The organism is Streptomyces sp. NBC_00691 (genome assembly GCF_036226665.1).
Taxonomy (GTDB): Bacteria; Actinomycetota; Actinomycetes; order Streptomycetales; family Streptomycetaceae; genus Streptomyces.
Window position 1 is genome coordinate 7,828,591 of sequence record NZ_CP109007.1, and the last position, 13,557, is coordinate 7,842,147.

Consider the following 13,557-nt stretch of genomic DNA (forward strand, 5'->3'; position numbering starts at 1 on the left):
GGACGCGCGCCCGCCACGGCGGGCACAGGAGGTGCGGAGTGGAACGAGATACGCGCTTCCCCTCTCCAGGCCTCGTCATGCCGTGCGGGCCCTCCCCTCCGGGGTCCGCACGGCTCCCTCCGCCCCGCCCTGACCGCCGCGGGGCGTGCACGCCGGGTGGGACGGCCACTCCGTCGACGCCGACCACCTCGGTTTCGGCGTCGCCGTCATCACCCCGCAGCCGCTCCCTTCCTGAGCGCCGACCCGGCGGCAAGGCCGATGGGCGACGGTCAAGCCGTTGTCAGCCGTCGGCCCTAAGGTCGGCCTATGACATCAGACCTGGTCCAGAAGTCATGGACTCGCATCGACGCGTGGCTGCGCGAGCACGCGCCCCGCACCTTCGCCACGCTGCGGCCGCCCGCGGGAGACGAGGAGATCACAGCAGCGCAACAGGAACTGGGGGTCACCTTCCCTCCGGACCTGGTCGCTTCACTCCTCCGGCACGACGGGGCGCTGGAGGGACCTGAGGCTTTCCGGTTCAGCACGGGCGACCGGCTGCTCGGAGTGAGCGGAATCCTCGGGGACACCGGGTTCATGCGCGGCATCGACCAAGGCCCCGACGGGGAGAACGAGGACTACTGGCTTCACGGCTACGTGAAGTTCGGTTCCTACGACGTGACGTCGGACGGTCTTCTGACGGACTGCCGTACCGGGCGGGACTCCTTCGGCGCGATCGGGCGGTTCTTCGACGAGACCGGCACCGGTTTCGGACAGGCCGACTCGCTGGGCGAGTATCTGGCCGAACTGGCCGACACGCTTGAGCGCGGCCAGGACGCCGGTGTCGTCACGTTCAACGGCCGGCTGTTCTGGGAGGGGCTTCTGCCCACCAGGCCGCGGTACGGTGCCGACGAGCCCCTTCCCGGTCCTGATGAGCAGCTGCCGGAGCTGGACCTGTCCCACAGTCCCCGCGACCTCCTCCACGTGAGCCACCTGGACGGGCATGAGGAACTCGGTGCGCTGATCGCGGTCCTGCCGTACGAGCGGGTGGTCGAGGCCGCGCGGAAGCAGCTGCGCAGACTGGCGGTCGAATCAGGGCTGAACGACTATCCGGAGGTCAAGGCGGCCCTGGACGCGTGGGAGCGCGGTGCGCTCCCGCCCCAGCCGGACCAGTCCGGCCCGCTCGCCTTGCGTCTCCGCGCGGTGCTCGCGCAGGCCGACGCCGGACGAGATCACACGCGCAGGTGGGCCGCGGAGAGGATAGCGCTCGGGATCTGGGGATCCCCGTACAGGTCCGTGTGCGAGAGCGCGGAGATCCGGAGCCATTTCACTCTCGACTGGCGTGCGGATCTGCATGCGGACCTGGGCCATCCGCCGCTGCCACCGATACCTGACGACCGATTCTGGGGGGCGCTGCGCAACCCTGCCATCGACTCCAGCTGGTACGCGGCCCAGTACGCCCAGGATCAGGACTGACCCCAGGGGTCTCGGTTCCCCGTGAGCGCTTCATACGGCGGTCATCGCCAGACGAGGCGCTCACCAAGGACGCTCAGCGCTGCCGCTCCAGCGTGTGGGCCCCGATCGGAGCGGCACGATGTGCGGACACCGGGCCATGGCTCCGCCGTGACGAGGTGAGAGGGCGAGCGCTGTGCCAAGGCGTGCGTCGCTCAGCCGCGAGAGAGCACCGTGCCGAGGAAACGGATGTGGGGGCGGCCGTCCGGGCCGGGGCGGGACACGGAGGCGCGGACGCCGTAGACGTCCGCGACGAGCTGTTCCGTGAGGACGCCCTCGACCGGCCCGGCGGCCACCACCCGTCCCTCGTGCAGGACCACCACCTGGTCGCAGTGCATCGCCGCCAGGTTGAGGTCGTGCAGTGCCATGACGCATGTGAGGCGCAGGCCCGATATCAGGGTCAGCAGGTCCAGTTGGTGCTGGATGTCGAGATGGTTCGTCGGCTCGTCGAGGAGGAGTTCGCGCGGTTCCTGGGCGAGGGCGCGGGCGAGCTGGACCCGCTGGCGTTCGCCGCCGGAGAGGGTGCGCCAGGTGCGGTGGGCATGACCGGTCAGTCCGGTACGTGTGAGCGCGGACCGGACCGCCTCCTCGTCGTCGCCCGTCGCCGGTGACCAGGCGCGGCGGTGCGGGACGCGGCCGAGTCGTACGGCCTCGGCCACGGTGAGGTCGACCTGGGTGTCGGCGTGCTGCTCGACGACTGCGAGTCGCCGCGCGAGGGCGCGGCGCGGGACGGTGTTCAGTGGGTCGCCGTCCAGGGTCACGACCCCCGCGTCCGGAGTGAGGACACCGGCCAGCACTCTCAACAGGGTGGATTTTCCCGAACCGTTCGGGCCCAGAAGGCCGGTGAGCGTACCGGGGCGCGGCGCGATGGTCACGCCGTCCAGGACCAGTGCGCCGCCGGCGGTACGGGAGACGCGCTCGGCCCGCAGTCCCGTAGGACTGCCGAGATTTGCGGCGGCGTGTTCACCCGACGTCAGCCGCGTCCGGCCCATGCCCCGTGCGACCGCACCGTCATTGCCGTGTCCGGACGCGCAGAGCCTGGACGGACCAGTCGAACACCGGAGCCAGACTCTCCGGGGCCGACCAGCCGTTGACCACTGCGAGGGGCTGGAGGTACCGCTCCCTGCGGGGGTCGTTCACGCTCTCCAGCCGAGTCGCCAGCCGGCGTCGAAGCCCGACGTCGGCGGGGCGGCCGAGGAGGTGCGCGTAGTGCGCCGTGAAGGCCGCGACGATCGGATCGGCCTGGGGCGATGCCGGGTCGATGCCGGCGGTCAGGGCCGGGCCGACCTGATCACGGACGGCTGCGGTGATGTCGCGGCGCGGGCCCGTCGTGTCGCTTCGCGCCTGCTCGGCTGCCTGGTCCTCGGCCATCCGCCGCACGGAAGCGCGGAAATCCGGGTCAAGGTACATTTCGGCCAACTCCACCCACGCCTGGACCTGCTCCGCATCCGGGTTGTCGGGCAGCTCGGGGGTCATCGAGCGCATGACCCCCGCGAACGCGGGGGCGGCGTCAAGACCGCCGAAGACGGCCACGAGGAAATCGCCGATCAGCCGTCGGCGTTCGTCCTCGGAGAGCTGGGCCAGTCGGTGCATGAGTTCCGTCTCCTCAGGTGTGGACCCGCGCTCGGCCACCGCCGTCAGCACCGCGCGCCGCAGGCCCAGGACGCGGATCTGCACTGCCAGTGCTTCGGCGTGCGCCGCTGCGACCTCGGGAAGCGAGAGCTCGCGGTCCACGACCTTGCGGATCGTGGGAAGGTCCAGTCCCAGCTCGCGCAGGGTCCGTACGAGGTCCAGGCGTGCGACGGCGTCGATGCTGTAGAGGCGGTAGCCGGCCGGGCTGCGATCCGTCGGCGCCACGATTCCGCGATCGGAGTAGAACCGAATGGTCTTGACCGTGAGACCGGTCCGCCGAGCGAGCTCGCCGATCGGCGAGGGTGCCGCAGGCTCTCGATCACCTTCGGGTTCGCGACGCGGGATGCGAGGCGGACGGGGGCGAGGCGCCGGTACGCGGGCCACCCGCCACCCGCCCCGCCGTACGCCCCAGGCCGACGGGCCCGCCACCTGGCGGACCCGCTGTGAGGAGCCCGGCCGCGTCGAGGTGGAGATCGAACCCGACGTACGGGGCCGACCGCGCGGCTTCTACGTCTGCGTGTCCCCCGATACAACGGCCGGACAGACCACGCCCCCGCCCTTGCTGGGCCCCCACCGGCACCATGTGCGCGAGCGCTTCCACGTCGGACCGCCGGGCTGGCTGTCGGACGCCGATCTCGAACTGTGCGCGGGCGAGTGCGAGCGCACCGGCCTGACCGGCGCGCTGAACTGCTACCGCGGACTTCGACCAGGGACCGATGAAGGATGGCCGAGGACCCGGCACGCACGGGGTCCGCCCCTCCGCCCCGGGCTCCCTTCGGGAGGGGACCGTGGGCAGAGGGGCGGAAGGGGAGGGGTGAGGTGAGGCGGGCTCAGGTCAGGGCCTGGGCAGAATGCACTCCTGGCGCTTGAGATCCAGGGTGTTGTCGTCTCCGATGCACGCGGCGATCGCCGCGGTCTGGGTGGCGTACCCGCGTCCCTGGTGGACGGTGGTGACCGTCCCGTCGACCTCGCAGGGGTTGTTCAGTTCGCACTCCTTGCCGTCGCGGTTGCTGGTGCTGTTCACGGCGACGAGCTCCCGGGTCTCGGCGTCGATGACGGGCGAGCCGGAGCTTCCGGGCCGGGTGTCGCATTCCTTCGCGTAGCGGATGGCGCGGGTCGATGTGTAGTCGCCCTCCTTGAGGGTCGGGACCACGGCCTCGGCCTGGCACGACCAGACGCTCTCCAGGAAGCTGGACGCCACCTTGATCTTCTGCCCGGGCACGGGCGAGGACGAGGCCAGCGGGAATGCCTCAACCTTGTACTTCTGCTGGATCTCCGCGTACGTGGAGTCCAGTTGTGCCAGCGTGATGTCGGTTCCGGTCATCGTGGCGTAGAGGACCCGCCCGGTCACCGGGCCGAGCTCGCGGCCTGCCGGGCTCATGACGGTGCCTTCGATGGGGGCGTTCTTGTCGGTGATCACTTCACCCGGCTTCGGCCGTCCCGCAGGGTGGCAGTGCCCGTTCGTGAGAAGGAGCGCCTTGTCCTCGTCACGGGCGGTGCGGGGGCGGACCAGCGAAGCGGAGCAGTACGGGAGTTTCACGGTTCCCGCCATGTTGCCGGCCGGTCCCGGGGGGCCCGTCCGGTCGGCGGGGAAACCGGCGCAGCTGCCCTTCGCGGGTGTGCCGTCCCGGAAGAAGTCGAGCACCTTGGAGCCGCACGCGAGGTCCTTGGACTTCATGGTGGAGTGCTCCGCGTCCATGACGGTCAGCAGCGATCCGCCGATCTTCTTGTGCATCATCTTGGCCCATACGTAAGGCGTGACGGTTTCGAACTTGTGGCCGGACAGCTGCAGTCGGCTCTTTCCGGGCTTCAAGTCCCACGGCTTGCCCGCGGGCCAGCCGGCGCAGTTCGCGACGGGCTCGTTGTTGAAGTCGGTGGAAAATGGGTACTTCACCTGCCGTTCCTTCCTTATTCGGACGAGATCGGCATACGTCCGGCCGTCGGGGCTGGCGTTGCACATGAAGGCGTCGTGGGTGAAGCCATAATTACGCCCCATCTCTCCGAAGCCGAAAGACTTCCGGTCCGCATTCTGCTGCGTGGAGGTCACCTCTGCTCCGCTGTCCCGGACCTCCATCAACTTTGCGGCTGATCGCTCCCACCGATCCGGTATGGCTTCCAGGTTGGTATCCAGGAGGGCGGCGAATCCTTCCCGTCCGACCTTCTTCTGCAGCTCCTTCAATGCGGATGCCACCTTCTTGGGCGAGGTTCCGAACCCGTAGGTGGAGTCCTTTCCGGCCAGCCACTTGAAGAACCGCTGGTATCCGGCATCGTATGCGGCTACTTCCGCTTCGACCGCTGCACTCTGACCGACCGGGGACATGATCGAGTCCAGCCACATGCGGTCGACGCGCTTGTCGAACATGGAGCGATAGACTGCGCCCAGCGCCGTCCCGCCGGAATTTCCGTAGAAGTTCATCTTGTTGAAGCCCAGCACCTGCCGGATGCGGTCCATGTCCCGGGCTGCATTCTCCATGCTGATGGAGAGGGCCAGTGCCGGGTCCTTGGCGATGCATGCGCGCTTCGCATCCGCCTGCATCTCGAACATCTCTTTCTCTGTTTCACTCCCCTGGAATTCAGGCTCATCGCAGGAGATCTGGGCGCTGTAGCCGGTCCCGCGGGTGTCGATGCCGATGAAGTCCAGTGTCTCGTTCATGGGCGCCAGACGGCTGCTGAGGAGCTCACGGGCGGACGGGGTGCCGGCCAGACCGGGTCCTCCGGGGTTGCCGAAGAGAGCTCCGGTCCGCTGTCCCGTGGCCTTGACCCTGCTCACCGCGATGTCTATTTTCCTGCCCTCGGGCTTGGAGTAGTCCACCGGGACAGGGATGAGTGTGCATTCGCTGCGGTTGTCGTTGCGATTCCAGTCCGACACCGCATCCCGGCAGAGCTCCCACTGCACGCCTTCCGGGGCCGGGGTGGACGCTGCGTCGGCGGGAACGGCTGACAGGGTGATCAGCGAGGCGGCAACGCTGATTCCGGCTGCAATCGATGGGACGGTCAAATACCGCAAGATGATCTGCACCTCTTCGGTGGGAAACGGCAACGTGGTGGTACGGATGCGGTCCGGCGGGCGCCTCGTGGTGACGGCACCCGGGGCGGGGCCGAACCGGACAGTCGGCAGGAGGTGTGTCCTCCTGCGCCGCTGCTGGACAAAGACTCGTCTGCGAAGGCTGCCGTCGTCCGTCGGAAATGTTTCAGCAGGCACTCGGTCGTGTTTTATCGGTCGAGGCCGGGAGCGACGATCACGTCGGTCGCCGGTGATCTCGGGGTGGACACCCAGACGCTGAGGAACGGGATCCGGGTCGCCGAGCCGCCCTGGCGCCCACTCCGCACCGCAGGCCGCCTCGCAGGCCGTCGGCGACGCCGTTCAAGCGGAGCTGGACGCCGCCCGCTAGAGGATCCGCGAGCCGAAGGAGGAAAAGGACTCTCTACGCAAGGCGGCCCGACGGGGTTGAGGACGGGTGCGTAGGGCGGCAAGGAGGAGAGGGCGAGCCGGTCCCGGGCGCTCGCGCATACCTTGAATCGTGCAGGCCGGATGGAAGCGTCGGCCGATCGCCGTCTTGACCCGCGCCGGCGTCCGGCGCTGGTCCTCCCAGCCACGCGCGGCCGGCCCCTCAGGGAGCCTCTTCTCGCCCTGCGGTGAATCTGCTCCGTGACCGGTCCGGGCGACGGGACTGAGGGGCTCCGTTCCGCACGTCGCGTGATGATTTCGTGCCGGTGGGCGATGGTCTGGGGCTGCTCCCGGGAGAGTAACTGCCCTCCCTGGAGATCGACTTGGCGCTCCAGAAGAAGCCGAGCTTCCGGGGCTGGTCCGGATCTTGGTCCGGCTGTTGCCTACCTGGCCCGTAGCCGGGCCGTAGTGGCAGGGATGGGGCGGGGATGCCATAGGCCGTTCCCCGGCTTACGATCTGCGTCACGCACACCGCGGGCAGCACGGTGCGGGGCCACAACCTCGACGCCACCGGCCGGTTCATTCTCTGTACCGGTTGTCCTGGCGTTCTGTTCAGGTGGGGGCCGCCAGGCCCCGTACCCCACCGGCCTGCGCCATTGAGGGTCGCGCCGCCGCCGACCGCGATGGCGCATCAGTCCTCGCCGCGGATGATGTTCCAGTCAGGCTTCCTCTCACCCGTCGCCTCGTCGGTCTGCGGCTGGCGCACGATGGCGGGGCGGCACGTCCGGACCCGTTCGTCGAGCGGCACACGGCTTCCGGCCGGCTGGGCCGCTGCCTGGCCCTCCATGACTCACATCTCCTTACTCGGTGCTCGCATCTCAGCATGAGCTTTTCTGGTGATATGCGTGTACCCGGTGTGGCGAGGCCCAAGCGCGCGACGACCCGGCCTGGTATGCGTGGGGCGGCTGGCCGTGGCCGGGGTGGGCTGCCGCGCCGCGGGCAGGGGCCGTGGGTGAGAGGACGTGAGTCGTGGGTCGGACGGCACTCATCGTGATCGACATGCTCAACACGTACGAGCACGAGGATGCCCAGGTGCTGGTGCGATCGGTCCGCGAGGCCCTGCCGGGTGTGAAGACGCTCCTTGAACGGGCGCGGGCTGCGGACGCGCCCGTCATCTACGTGAACGACAACTTCGGCCGCTGGCGCTCCCACCACGGTGAGATCCTCGAAGCGGCCCTGGCCGGCCCCCGCGCCGACCTGGTCGAGCCGATCGCACCGGACGAGGAGTCCCTCTTCGTCGTCAAGGCGCGGCACTCGGCCTTCTACGAGACCCCACTGGCCTACCTCCTGGGCCGGCTCGGCGCCGAGCGGGTGGTGCTGTGCGGTCAGGTGACCGAGCAATGCGTGCTGTACTCGGCCCTGGACGCCCACATCCGGCACCTCGACGTCGTCGTGGCCCTGGACGCGGTCGCTCACATCGACGCCGATCTCGCGGATGCTGCTCTGCTGATGATGGAACGCAACATGGCGGCCGAGCTCCGTCCGAACGGCGACATCACCTTCGGGGACGCCCGCTCGGACTGACGGCTCCGTGGACGCTCGGACGGGGGGCCGGGGGCGGGTCGCCGACTCGCTCGACGAGAGTGAGGGCAGCTGCGGCGGTCTTGAACAGCGGCTGCTTGGAGACGGGGTCCCAGAGGGTGGCGATCAGCTCGTTGGCCGCACGCCCCGGCGTCCCGGCGCCGGGGGCGTTGCCGCCCGGAGTGTCCCAGTATCCGTAGTGGAAGGGCACGAACAGGACTCCCGGCCGGACCGTGCCCACACGCAGACGCCCGCGTCGCCGGGGCCTGCGCGCTGCTGGCGCCGCAGACCCGCGAGCAGCTGGAGCAGGACGAACAGAAGACCTGCCCCGCCGCGCTCGCCTCCCGGGAGTTGCCGACGGCGGCCGGCGTGAAGGGTGTGGAGACGTACGGGCGGCAGGCATTGGTCCGCCTGGCGGGCGACACCCTGTTCCTGTCCCAGTTCACCGGCGGCTGGAAGGTAGTGGCCGCCGGCTGCACACCTCGCCCTGATCAGCCCTACGACTGTTCGATCAAGGGAGGCTGAGGCGTGCGGATCCTGTTCGCGACCACCCTGGTGGTCATCCTCGGCGGACTCGGCTACTTCATCACCATCGGAGTGCTCCAGCGATGAACGACAGCCGCGTGCGGCGCAGGGGGTTCTGGCGGGAGAACAGCCTCACCCTCACCTTCGGTATCGCCTTCCTGGTCGTCCTCGTCTGCCAGGCGATCGCCGGACGTGCCGAGTTCAACGAACAGCTGACGGTCGAAGGGCTCCAGCAGCTCACCTTCGGGGAGTACCTGACGACCTCGGACTTCGCCGTGGACGTCACCGAGAACTGGCAGTCGGAATTCCTGCAGTTCTTCCTCTACATCTTCGGCACTGTCTACCTCGTCCAACGCGGCTCCCCGGAATCGAAGAAGGTCCACGAAGCGGGCACCGAGAGCGATCAGGAGCAGCGCGTGGGCGACCACGCGCGACCCGATTCACCGCGCTGGGCAGGGACGAAGGACTGGCGGCAGACCCTCTACGCCCGCTCCCTGGGCGCCGTCATGGGCAGCCTGTTCATCCTGTCCTGGCTGGCCCAGTCCATCTCCGGCACCGCTGCGTACAACGACCAGCAGCTCCGTCAGCTAGAGGATCCCGTCTCCTGGGCCGACTACGTGGTGACGCCCGACTTCTGGAGCCGGACCCTGCAGAACTGGCAGTCCGAACTGCTCGCCGTCGCCGCCATGGTCGTCCTGTCCATCTACCTCCGCCAGCGCGGCTCCCCGGAGTCCAAGCCGGTCGGCGCCGCCCACACCACGACCGGCATCGAAGGCTGACCGATCCCGACCAGGGCGCAGAGCCGCAACCGGCCTGTCCCGAACGCGGAGGGCGCCGGGTGTGCGGGGCTGCTGGTGCAGGGCAGGCGCAGCAATGCAGGGGTACCCCTCGTGTCGTCCCCCCTTCCGCGCGTCCGTAGGGCTCAATAGGGGGCGTGGAAGAGTCACTGGATGGCGCACATCAGGTATCGGACGACGTCGGTGAGGCGACCGTGGCCGCCCTCGGCGCCCTGTCCAAGGCCTTGGAGACGACGGAGCGAGCCCGCGGACACCTGTACGGATTCCATCAGCTGACGGGCACGGCGGACTTCCAACTGGACGACGCCGTAAGGCTCTTGAGAGAGGCGGGCCACGAGGAACAGGCCCGCCGGGTGGAGCGGGAGGTCCTGGGGCGGAACGTCATCCCCGGGCACTGGACGTTCCAGATCGTGGAGGCGTACAACGACACCTACTACGGTCCCTTCGCCGCCGTCGAGCGGGACATCGTCGCCCAGTTGGCCGACGGCCGTGACCATCTCCACGAAGCGCGCCTGAAGCAGCGGCGGCGCACCGACGGGCATCCCGACCACACCCCTTGACCGCTGCGCGGCCGCCCGGGCAACGAGCGCCCGCGGCTCTGCCGTGGCCGGCCGGTCGACCGGAGAGGGAAGACGAAGAGTCTGCCGACTGAGTGGGAGGTCGGGTGTTCTGGGACACAGATGTGACCGTCGTGGGCGCAGGGGCCGCCGGTCTCTCCCTTGCCGTCGAGCTCGCGAAGCCGCTCGCCGGACGGCCGACGCCGAGAGTGGCCGTGGTCGAGGCTCCGCCGGGTCCGCTGCGCCCTCCCCCTCGAACCTGGTGTTACTGGGAGGCGGACGACGGGCCGTACGACGCCCTGCTGACAGCGCGATGGGACCAGCTGCGTGTCTACGGCCCGAACCACGTGAAGCTCGACCTGCCGCTGGGACGGTTGCGCTACAAGATGCTCAGGTCGGACCGGTTCGAGGCCGCGATGACGAAGCGCCTCGCTGCCTACGGCGTCGAGGTGCGGCGGATCTCGGTCGACTCCGTGCGAGACGTGGGAGACGCGGTACTGGTCCGTGGCCGTGACGCCTCGGGGGAACTCGCGGCCGTCCGGTCGGGGCTCGTGTTCGACTCGCGGCCGCTCCGCAGCCCGCCCGCTGCGCGCACCACGCTGCTCCAGCACTTCCTCGGCTGGTTCGTGCACACCGCCCGGCCCGTGTTCGATCCGGACGCGGCCACGTTGATGGACTTCCGCCTACCCCAGCCGCCCCGCGGGCTCGCCTTCGGCTACGTGCTGCCCCTCAGCCGCCACGACGCCCTCGTCGAGTACACGGAGTTCTCCCCGGCCGTGCTGGACGACGCGTCCTACGAGCGTGCCCTGCGCTCCTACCTCGTATCGGTGCTGGGCCTCGGCCCCTACACCGTGCGGGAGCGAGAGCAAGGAGTGATCCCCATGAGCGACGGCCGCTTCCCGCGGCACGCCGGTCGCCGGATCTTTCCCATCGGAGCTGCGGGCGGGGCGACCCGGCCCTCCACGGGCTACACCTTCGCCGCCATCCAGCGTCAGAGCCGCGACCTCGCCCAGGCGGTGCGGGCCGGGCGCTCGCCCGCCCGGGTACGGGCCGTGCACAGCCGTCGGGCCCGCGCGATGGACGCGGTACTGCTGCGCGCGCTGGACACCGGGCGCGTCGACGGAGGGCCGTTCTTCTCCCACCTGTTCTCCGCCGTGCCCGCCGAACGGGTCCTGCGCTTCCTCGACGGGGCGACCTCGCCGATGGAGGACCTCGCCATCGGCTTGCGCACACCCGTCATGCCCATGCTGCGGTCTCTGCTGGAGCTGCCGCTGCTCGCCCGAACCGTCCCGGCCGGACGGCCGGGAACCCCCTGAGAGGCTGCCATGTCCCTCCTTCGCGACGCCGCCCTGTCGGACGCCTTCGACCATGCCGCCGCTCGCTACGACCTGATGGTCGCCGCGAGCCCCGGGTACCACGGGCATCTGCGTCGTTCCGCCCGCCGTCTTGGTCTGCCCGACATGGGAGTCGACGCCCGCGTTCTCGACCTCGGATGTGGGACCGGCGCCTCGACAGCAGCGCTCCTGTCAGCCGCACCCTCGGCCGACATCACGGCGGTGGACGCCTCGGCGGGCATGCTGGAGCGAGCCGAGGCCAAGCGGTGGCCGCGTGCGGTCCGCTTCGTCCGGGCCCCTGCGGACCATCTCGGCGCGGCCGGTGTCGACGGACCGTTCGACGCCGTCTTCGCCGCCTACCTCTTCCGGAACGTGCCCGATCCCGATCGCACCCTCGCCGCCGTGCGCGCCGTCATGGCCCCGGGCGCCCGGATCGCCGTACACGAGTACGCGCTCAGCGGCAGGCCCGTGCACCGGGTGCTGTGGTCGGCGGTGTGCCGGGCGGTGATCCTGCCGATGGGCCGGGCGGGTGGGGACAGGGAGCTGTACGAACACCTGTGGCGCAGTGTCCTGGGCTTCGACACCGCTGCCGATTTCGCCACCCGGATGCGGGCGGCCGGGTTCGAGGACGTGCGGATCCTGCCGATGCCGGGGTGGCAGACCGGGATCACCCACACCTTCGTGGGGCGGGTGGCTGCATGAGCGCGATCCGCCCGGGCAGAGACCGTCTGGCCCGACGCATCGACGCCCGCGCAGGCCGGGACCGGGTCGCGGGAGAGATCCCACGGGTGGCGGTCGTCGGTGGGGGCATCGCCGGTCTGTCAGCGGCCACCGTCCTCGCCGAACGCGGAATCCGAGTCTGCCTGTTCGAGCGGGACGCGCAGCTCGGCGGCCGGCTGGCAGGGTGGCGGACGCGGCTCGCGGACGGCTCCCACGCGACGATGAGCCGAGGCTTCCACGCCTTCTTCCGCCAGTACTACAACCTGCGTGCGCTGCTGCGCCGCACCGACCCCGGCCTGCACGGTCTGACGTTCCTGCCCGACTATCCGCTGCGGCATCGCAGCGGCGGCCAGGACAGCTTCGCCCGCGTCCCGCGCACCCCACCGCTCAGCGCTCTCGGGTTCGTCGCGCAGAGCCCGTCCTTCGGCTGGCGCGACCTGGGGCGCATGGATCCGCGCGCCGCTCTGCCCCTGCTCGACGTCGGGGTTCCGCAGGTGTACGCGTCGCTGGACGGAGTGAGCGCCGACGACTTCCTCGCGGAGATCCGCTTCCCCGAGGCCGCGCACCATCTGGCGTTCGAGGTGTTCTCGCGGAGCTTCTTCGCCGATCCGGCGACGCTGTCCGCGGCGGAACTGGTGCTCATGTTCCACATCTACTTCCTCGGTTCGAGCGAGGGGCTGCTCTTCGACGTACCGCGAGAGCCGTTCCCACAGGCCCTGTGGGACCCCCTGGCCCGCCGTCTGGACGATCTCGGTGTCGACATCCGCACCGGCACGGCGGTGCGGGAGGTCGCACCCGTCGGTGACGGCCCGATGGAGGTCGCCACGGAGGCGGGAAGAGAGCGGTACGACGGCGTGGTGCTGGCCCTCGACACCGCCGGGCTGCGGGAGGTCGTCCTCGCCTCCCCTCGGCTGGTGAACCCGGAATGGAGGAGGCGCGTCGGCGGTCTGAGGACGGCACCGCCGTTCCTGGTGTCACGGCTGTGGCTGTCGAGACCCGTGGCGTGCGACCGGCCCGGCTTCCTCGGTACCAGTGGCTTCGGGGGCCTCGACAACGTGAGCGTCATGGACCGATGGGAGGGTGAGTCGCACCGGTGGGCGCTGCGGACCGGCGGCTCCGTCGTGGAACTCCACGGCTACGCCGTCGACCGCGATCAGCGGGGACCGGAGCTGGAGGCCCGGCTGGCGCGCGGACTGCGCGAGGTGTACCCGGAGACTGCCGGTGCGCAGATCGTCGACTCCCGGCACGAGTGGCGCGAGGACTGCCCCCTGTTCACTGTCGGCGGCTACCGGGACCGGCCCGGCGTGCGCACGGGCGACGAACGGGTGGTCGTCGCCGGCGACCTGGTACGTACGGGCCTGCCGGTCGCCCTGATGGAACGGGCGGCGACCAGTGGGTTCATGGCCGCGAACGCGCTCCTGGAACGCTGGGGTGTCCGGGGCGAGACCTTGTGGACCGTACCGCTGCGCGGCCGCTCGGCCGCCGGTCGGGCCCTGGCCGCGCTCGGCCGCCGCCGCACCGGCCGGCCGTGACAC

Annotated in this window: 11 protein-coding genes and 2 pseudogenes; 7 read left to right on the top strand and 6 right to left on the bottom strand. The window is 70.1% G+C overall.

Translation table 11 applies throughout. From position 1 onward, the window contains the following. The first annotated feature begins 306 nt into the window (after positions 1-306). Positions 307-1,452, top strand: a complete 1,146-nt coding sequence (locus OG392_RS34960) for an SMI1/KNR4 family protein (protein WP_329286255.1) — start codon at positions 307-309, stop codon at positions 1,450-1,452. 191 nt (positions 1,453-1,643) lie between these two features. On the opposite strand, the gene OG392_RS34965 is transcribed toward OG392_RS34960, so the two are convergent. From OG392_RS34965 to OG392_RS34980, 5 genes and pseudogenes are all read right to left on the bottom strand, one after another. Beyond that, positions 1,644-2,480: an ABC transporter ATP-binding protein gene (locus OG392_RS34965; RefSeq protein WP_329286257.1), complete on the bottom strand. Its 837-nt coding sequence runs from the start codon at positions 2,478-2,480 to the stop codon at positions 1,644-1,646. A gap of 19 nt (positions 2,481-2,499) precedes the next feature. Further along, a complete protein-coding gene (locus OG392_RS34970) occupies positions 2,500-3,414 on the bottom strand; it encodes a MerR family transcriptional regulator (RefSeq protein ID WP_329287644.1) in 915 nt (304 codons plus the stop codon). A gap of 541 nt (positions 3,415-3,955) precedes the next feature. Then, positions 3,956-6,139, bottom strand: a complete 2,184-nt coding sequence (locus tag OG392_RS34975) for an alpha/beta fold hydrolase (protein WP_329286258.1) — start codon at positions 6,137-6,139, stop codon at positions 3,956-3,958. 483 nt (positions 6,140-6,622) lie between these two features. After that, positions 6,623-6,739 (bottom strand): annotated as a pseudogene (locus OG392_RS37620) (IS630 family transposase); the annotation flags it as partial. Positions 6,740-7,199: 460 nt separating this feature from the next. Then, complete coding sequence (locus OG392_RS34980) at positions 7,200-7,355, bottom strand: hypothetical protein (protein WP_329286260.1); 156 nt, start codon at positions 7,353-7,355, stop codon at positions 7,200-7,202. Between the two features lie 182 nt (positions 7,356-7,537). Here OG392_RS34980 and OG392_RS34985 point away from each other — a divergent pair, with 182 nt between their 5' ends. Further along, the gene (locus OG392_RS34985) at positions 7,538-8,092 is read left to right on the top strand and encodes a cysteine hydrolase family protein (protein WP_329286262.1); all 555 of its coding nucleotides are present in this window, start codon (positions 7,538-7,540) and stop codon (positions 8,090-8,092) included. Here OG392_RS34985 and OG392_RS34990 read toward each other — a convergent pair. Then, positions 8,064-8,360 (bottom strand): annotated as a pseudogene (locus OG392_RS34990) (molybdopterin dinucleotide binding domain-containing protein); the annotation flags it as partial. The gene OG392_RS34985 and the pseudogene OG392_RS34990 sit on opposite strands and share 29 nt — an antisense overlap. A 337-nt stretch (positions 8,361-8,697) precedes the next feature. Between OG392_RS34990 and OG392_RS34995 the strand changes: the two are divergent. The 5 genes from OG392_RS34995 (at position 8,698) to OG392_RS35015 (ending at position 13,554) form a co-directional block, all read left to right on the top strand. After that, the gene (locus OG392_RS34995) at positions 8,698-9,393 is read left to right on the top strand and encodes a DUF6766 family protein (protein ID WP_329286264.1); all 696 of its coding nucleotides are present in this window, start codon (positions 8,698-8,700) and stop codon (positions 9,391-9,393) included. A 146-nt stretch (positions 9,394-9,539) separates the two neighbouring features. Next, the gene (locus OG392_RS35000; RefSeq protein WP_329287646.1) at positions 9,540-9,971 is read left to right on the top strand and encodes a hypothetical protein; all 432 of its coding nucleotides are present in this window, start codon (positions 9,540-9,542) and stop codon (positions 9,969-9,971) included. 104 nt (positions 9,972-10,075) lie between these two features. Next, positions 10,076-11,284 (top strand): lycopene cyclase family protein, encoded by a 1,209-nt coding sequence (locus tag OG392_RS35005; protein ID WP_329286265.1) that lies wholly within the window; start codon positions 10,076-10,078, stop codon positions 11,282-11,284. A 9-nt stretch (positions 11,285-11,293) separates the two neighbouring features. Next, positions 11,294-12,004 carry a class I SAM-dependent methyltransferase gene (locus tag OG392_RS35010; protein WP_329286267.1) on the top strand — a complete coding sequence of 237 codons (711 nt, stop codon included), beginning with the start codon at positions 11,294-11,296 and terminating at the stop codon, positions 12,002-12,004. Next, positions 12,001-13,554 carry an FAD-dependent oxidoreductase gene (locus OG392_RS35015; RefSeq protein ID WP_329286269.1) on the top strand — a complete coding sequence of 518 codons (1,554 nt, stop codon included), beginning with the start codon at positions 12,001-12,003 and terminating at the stop codon, positions 13,552-13,554. The genes OG392_RS35010 and OG392_RS35015 overlap by 4 nt, the downstream gene beginning before the upstream one ends. Positions 13,555-13,557 lie beyond the last annotated feature (3 nt).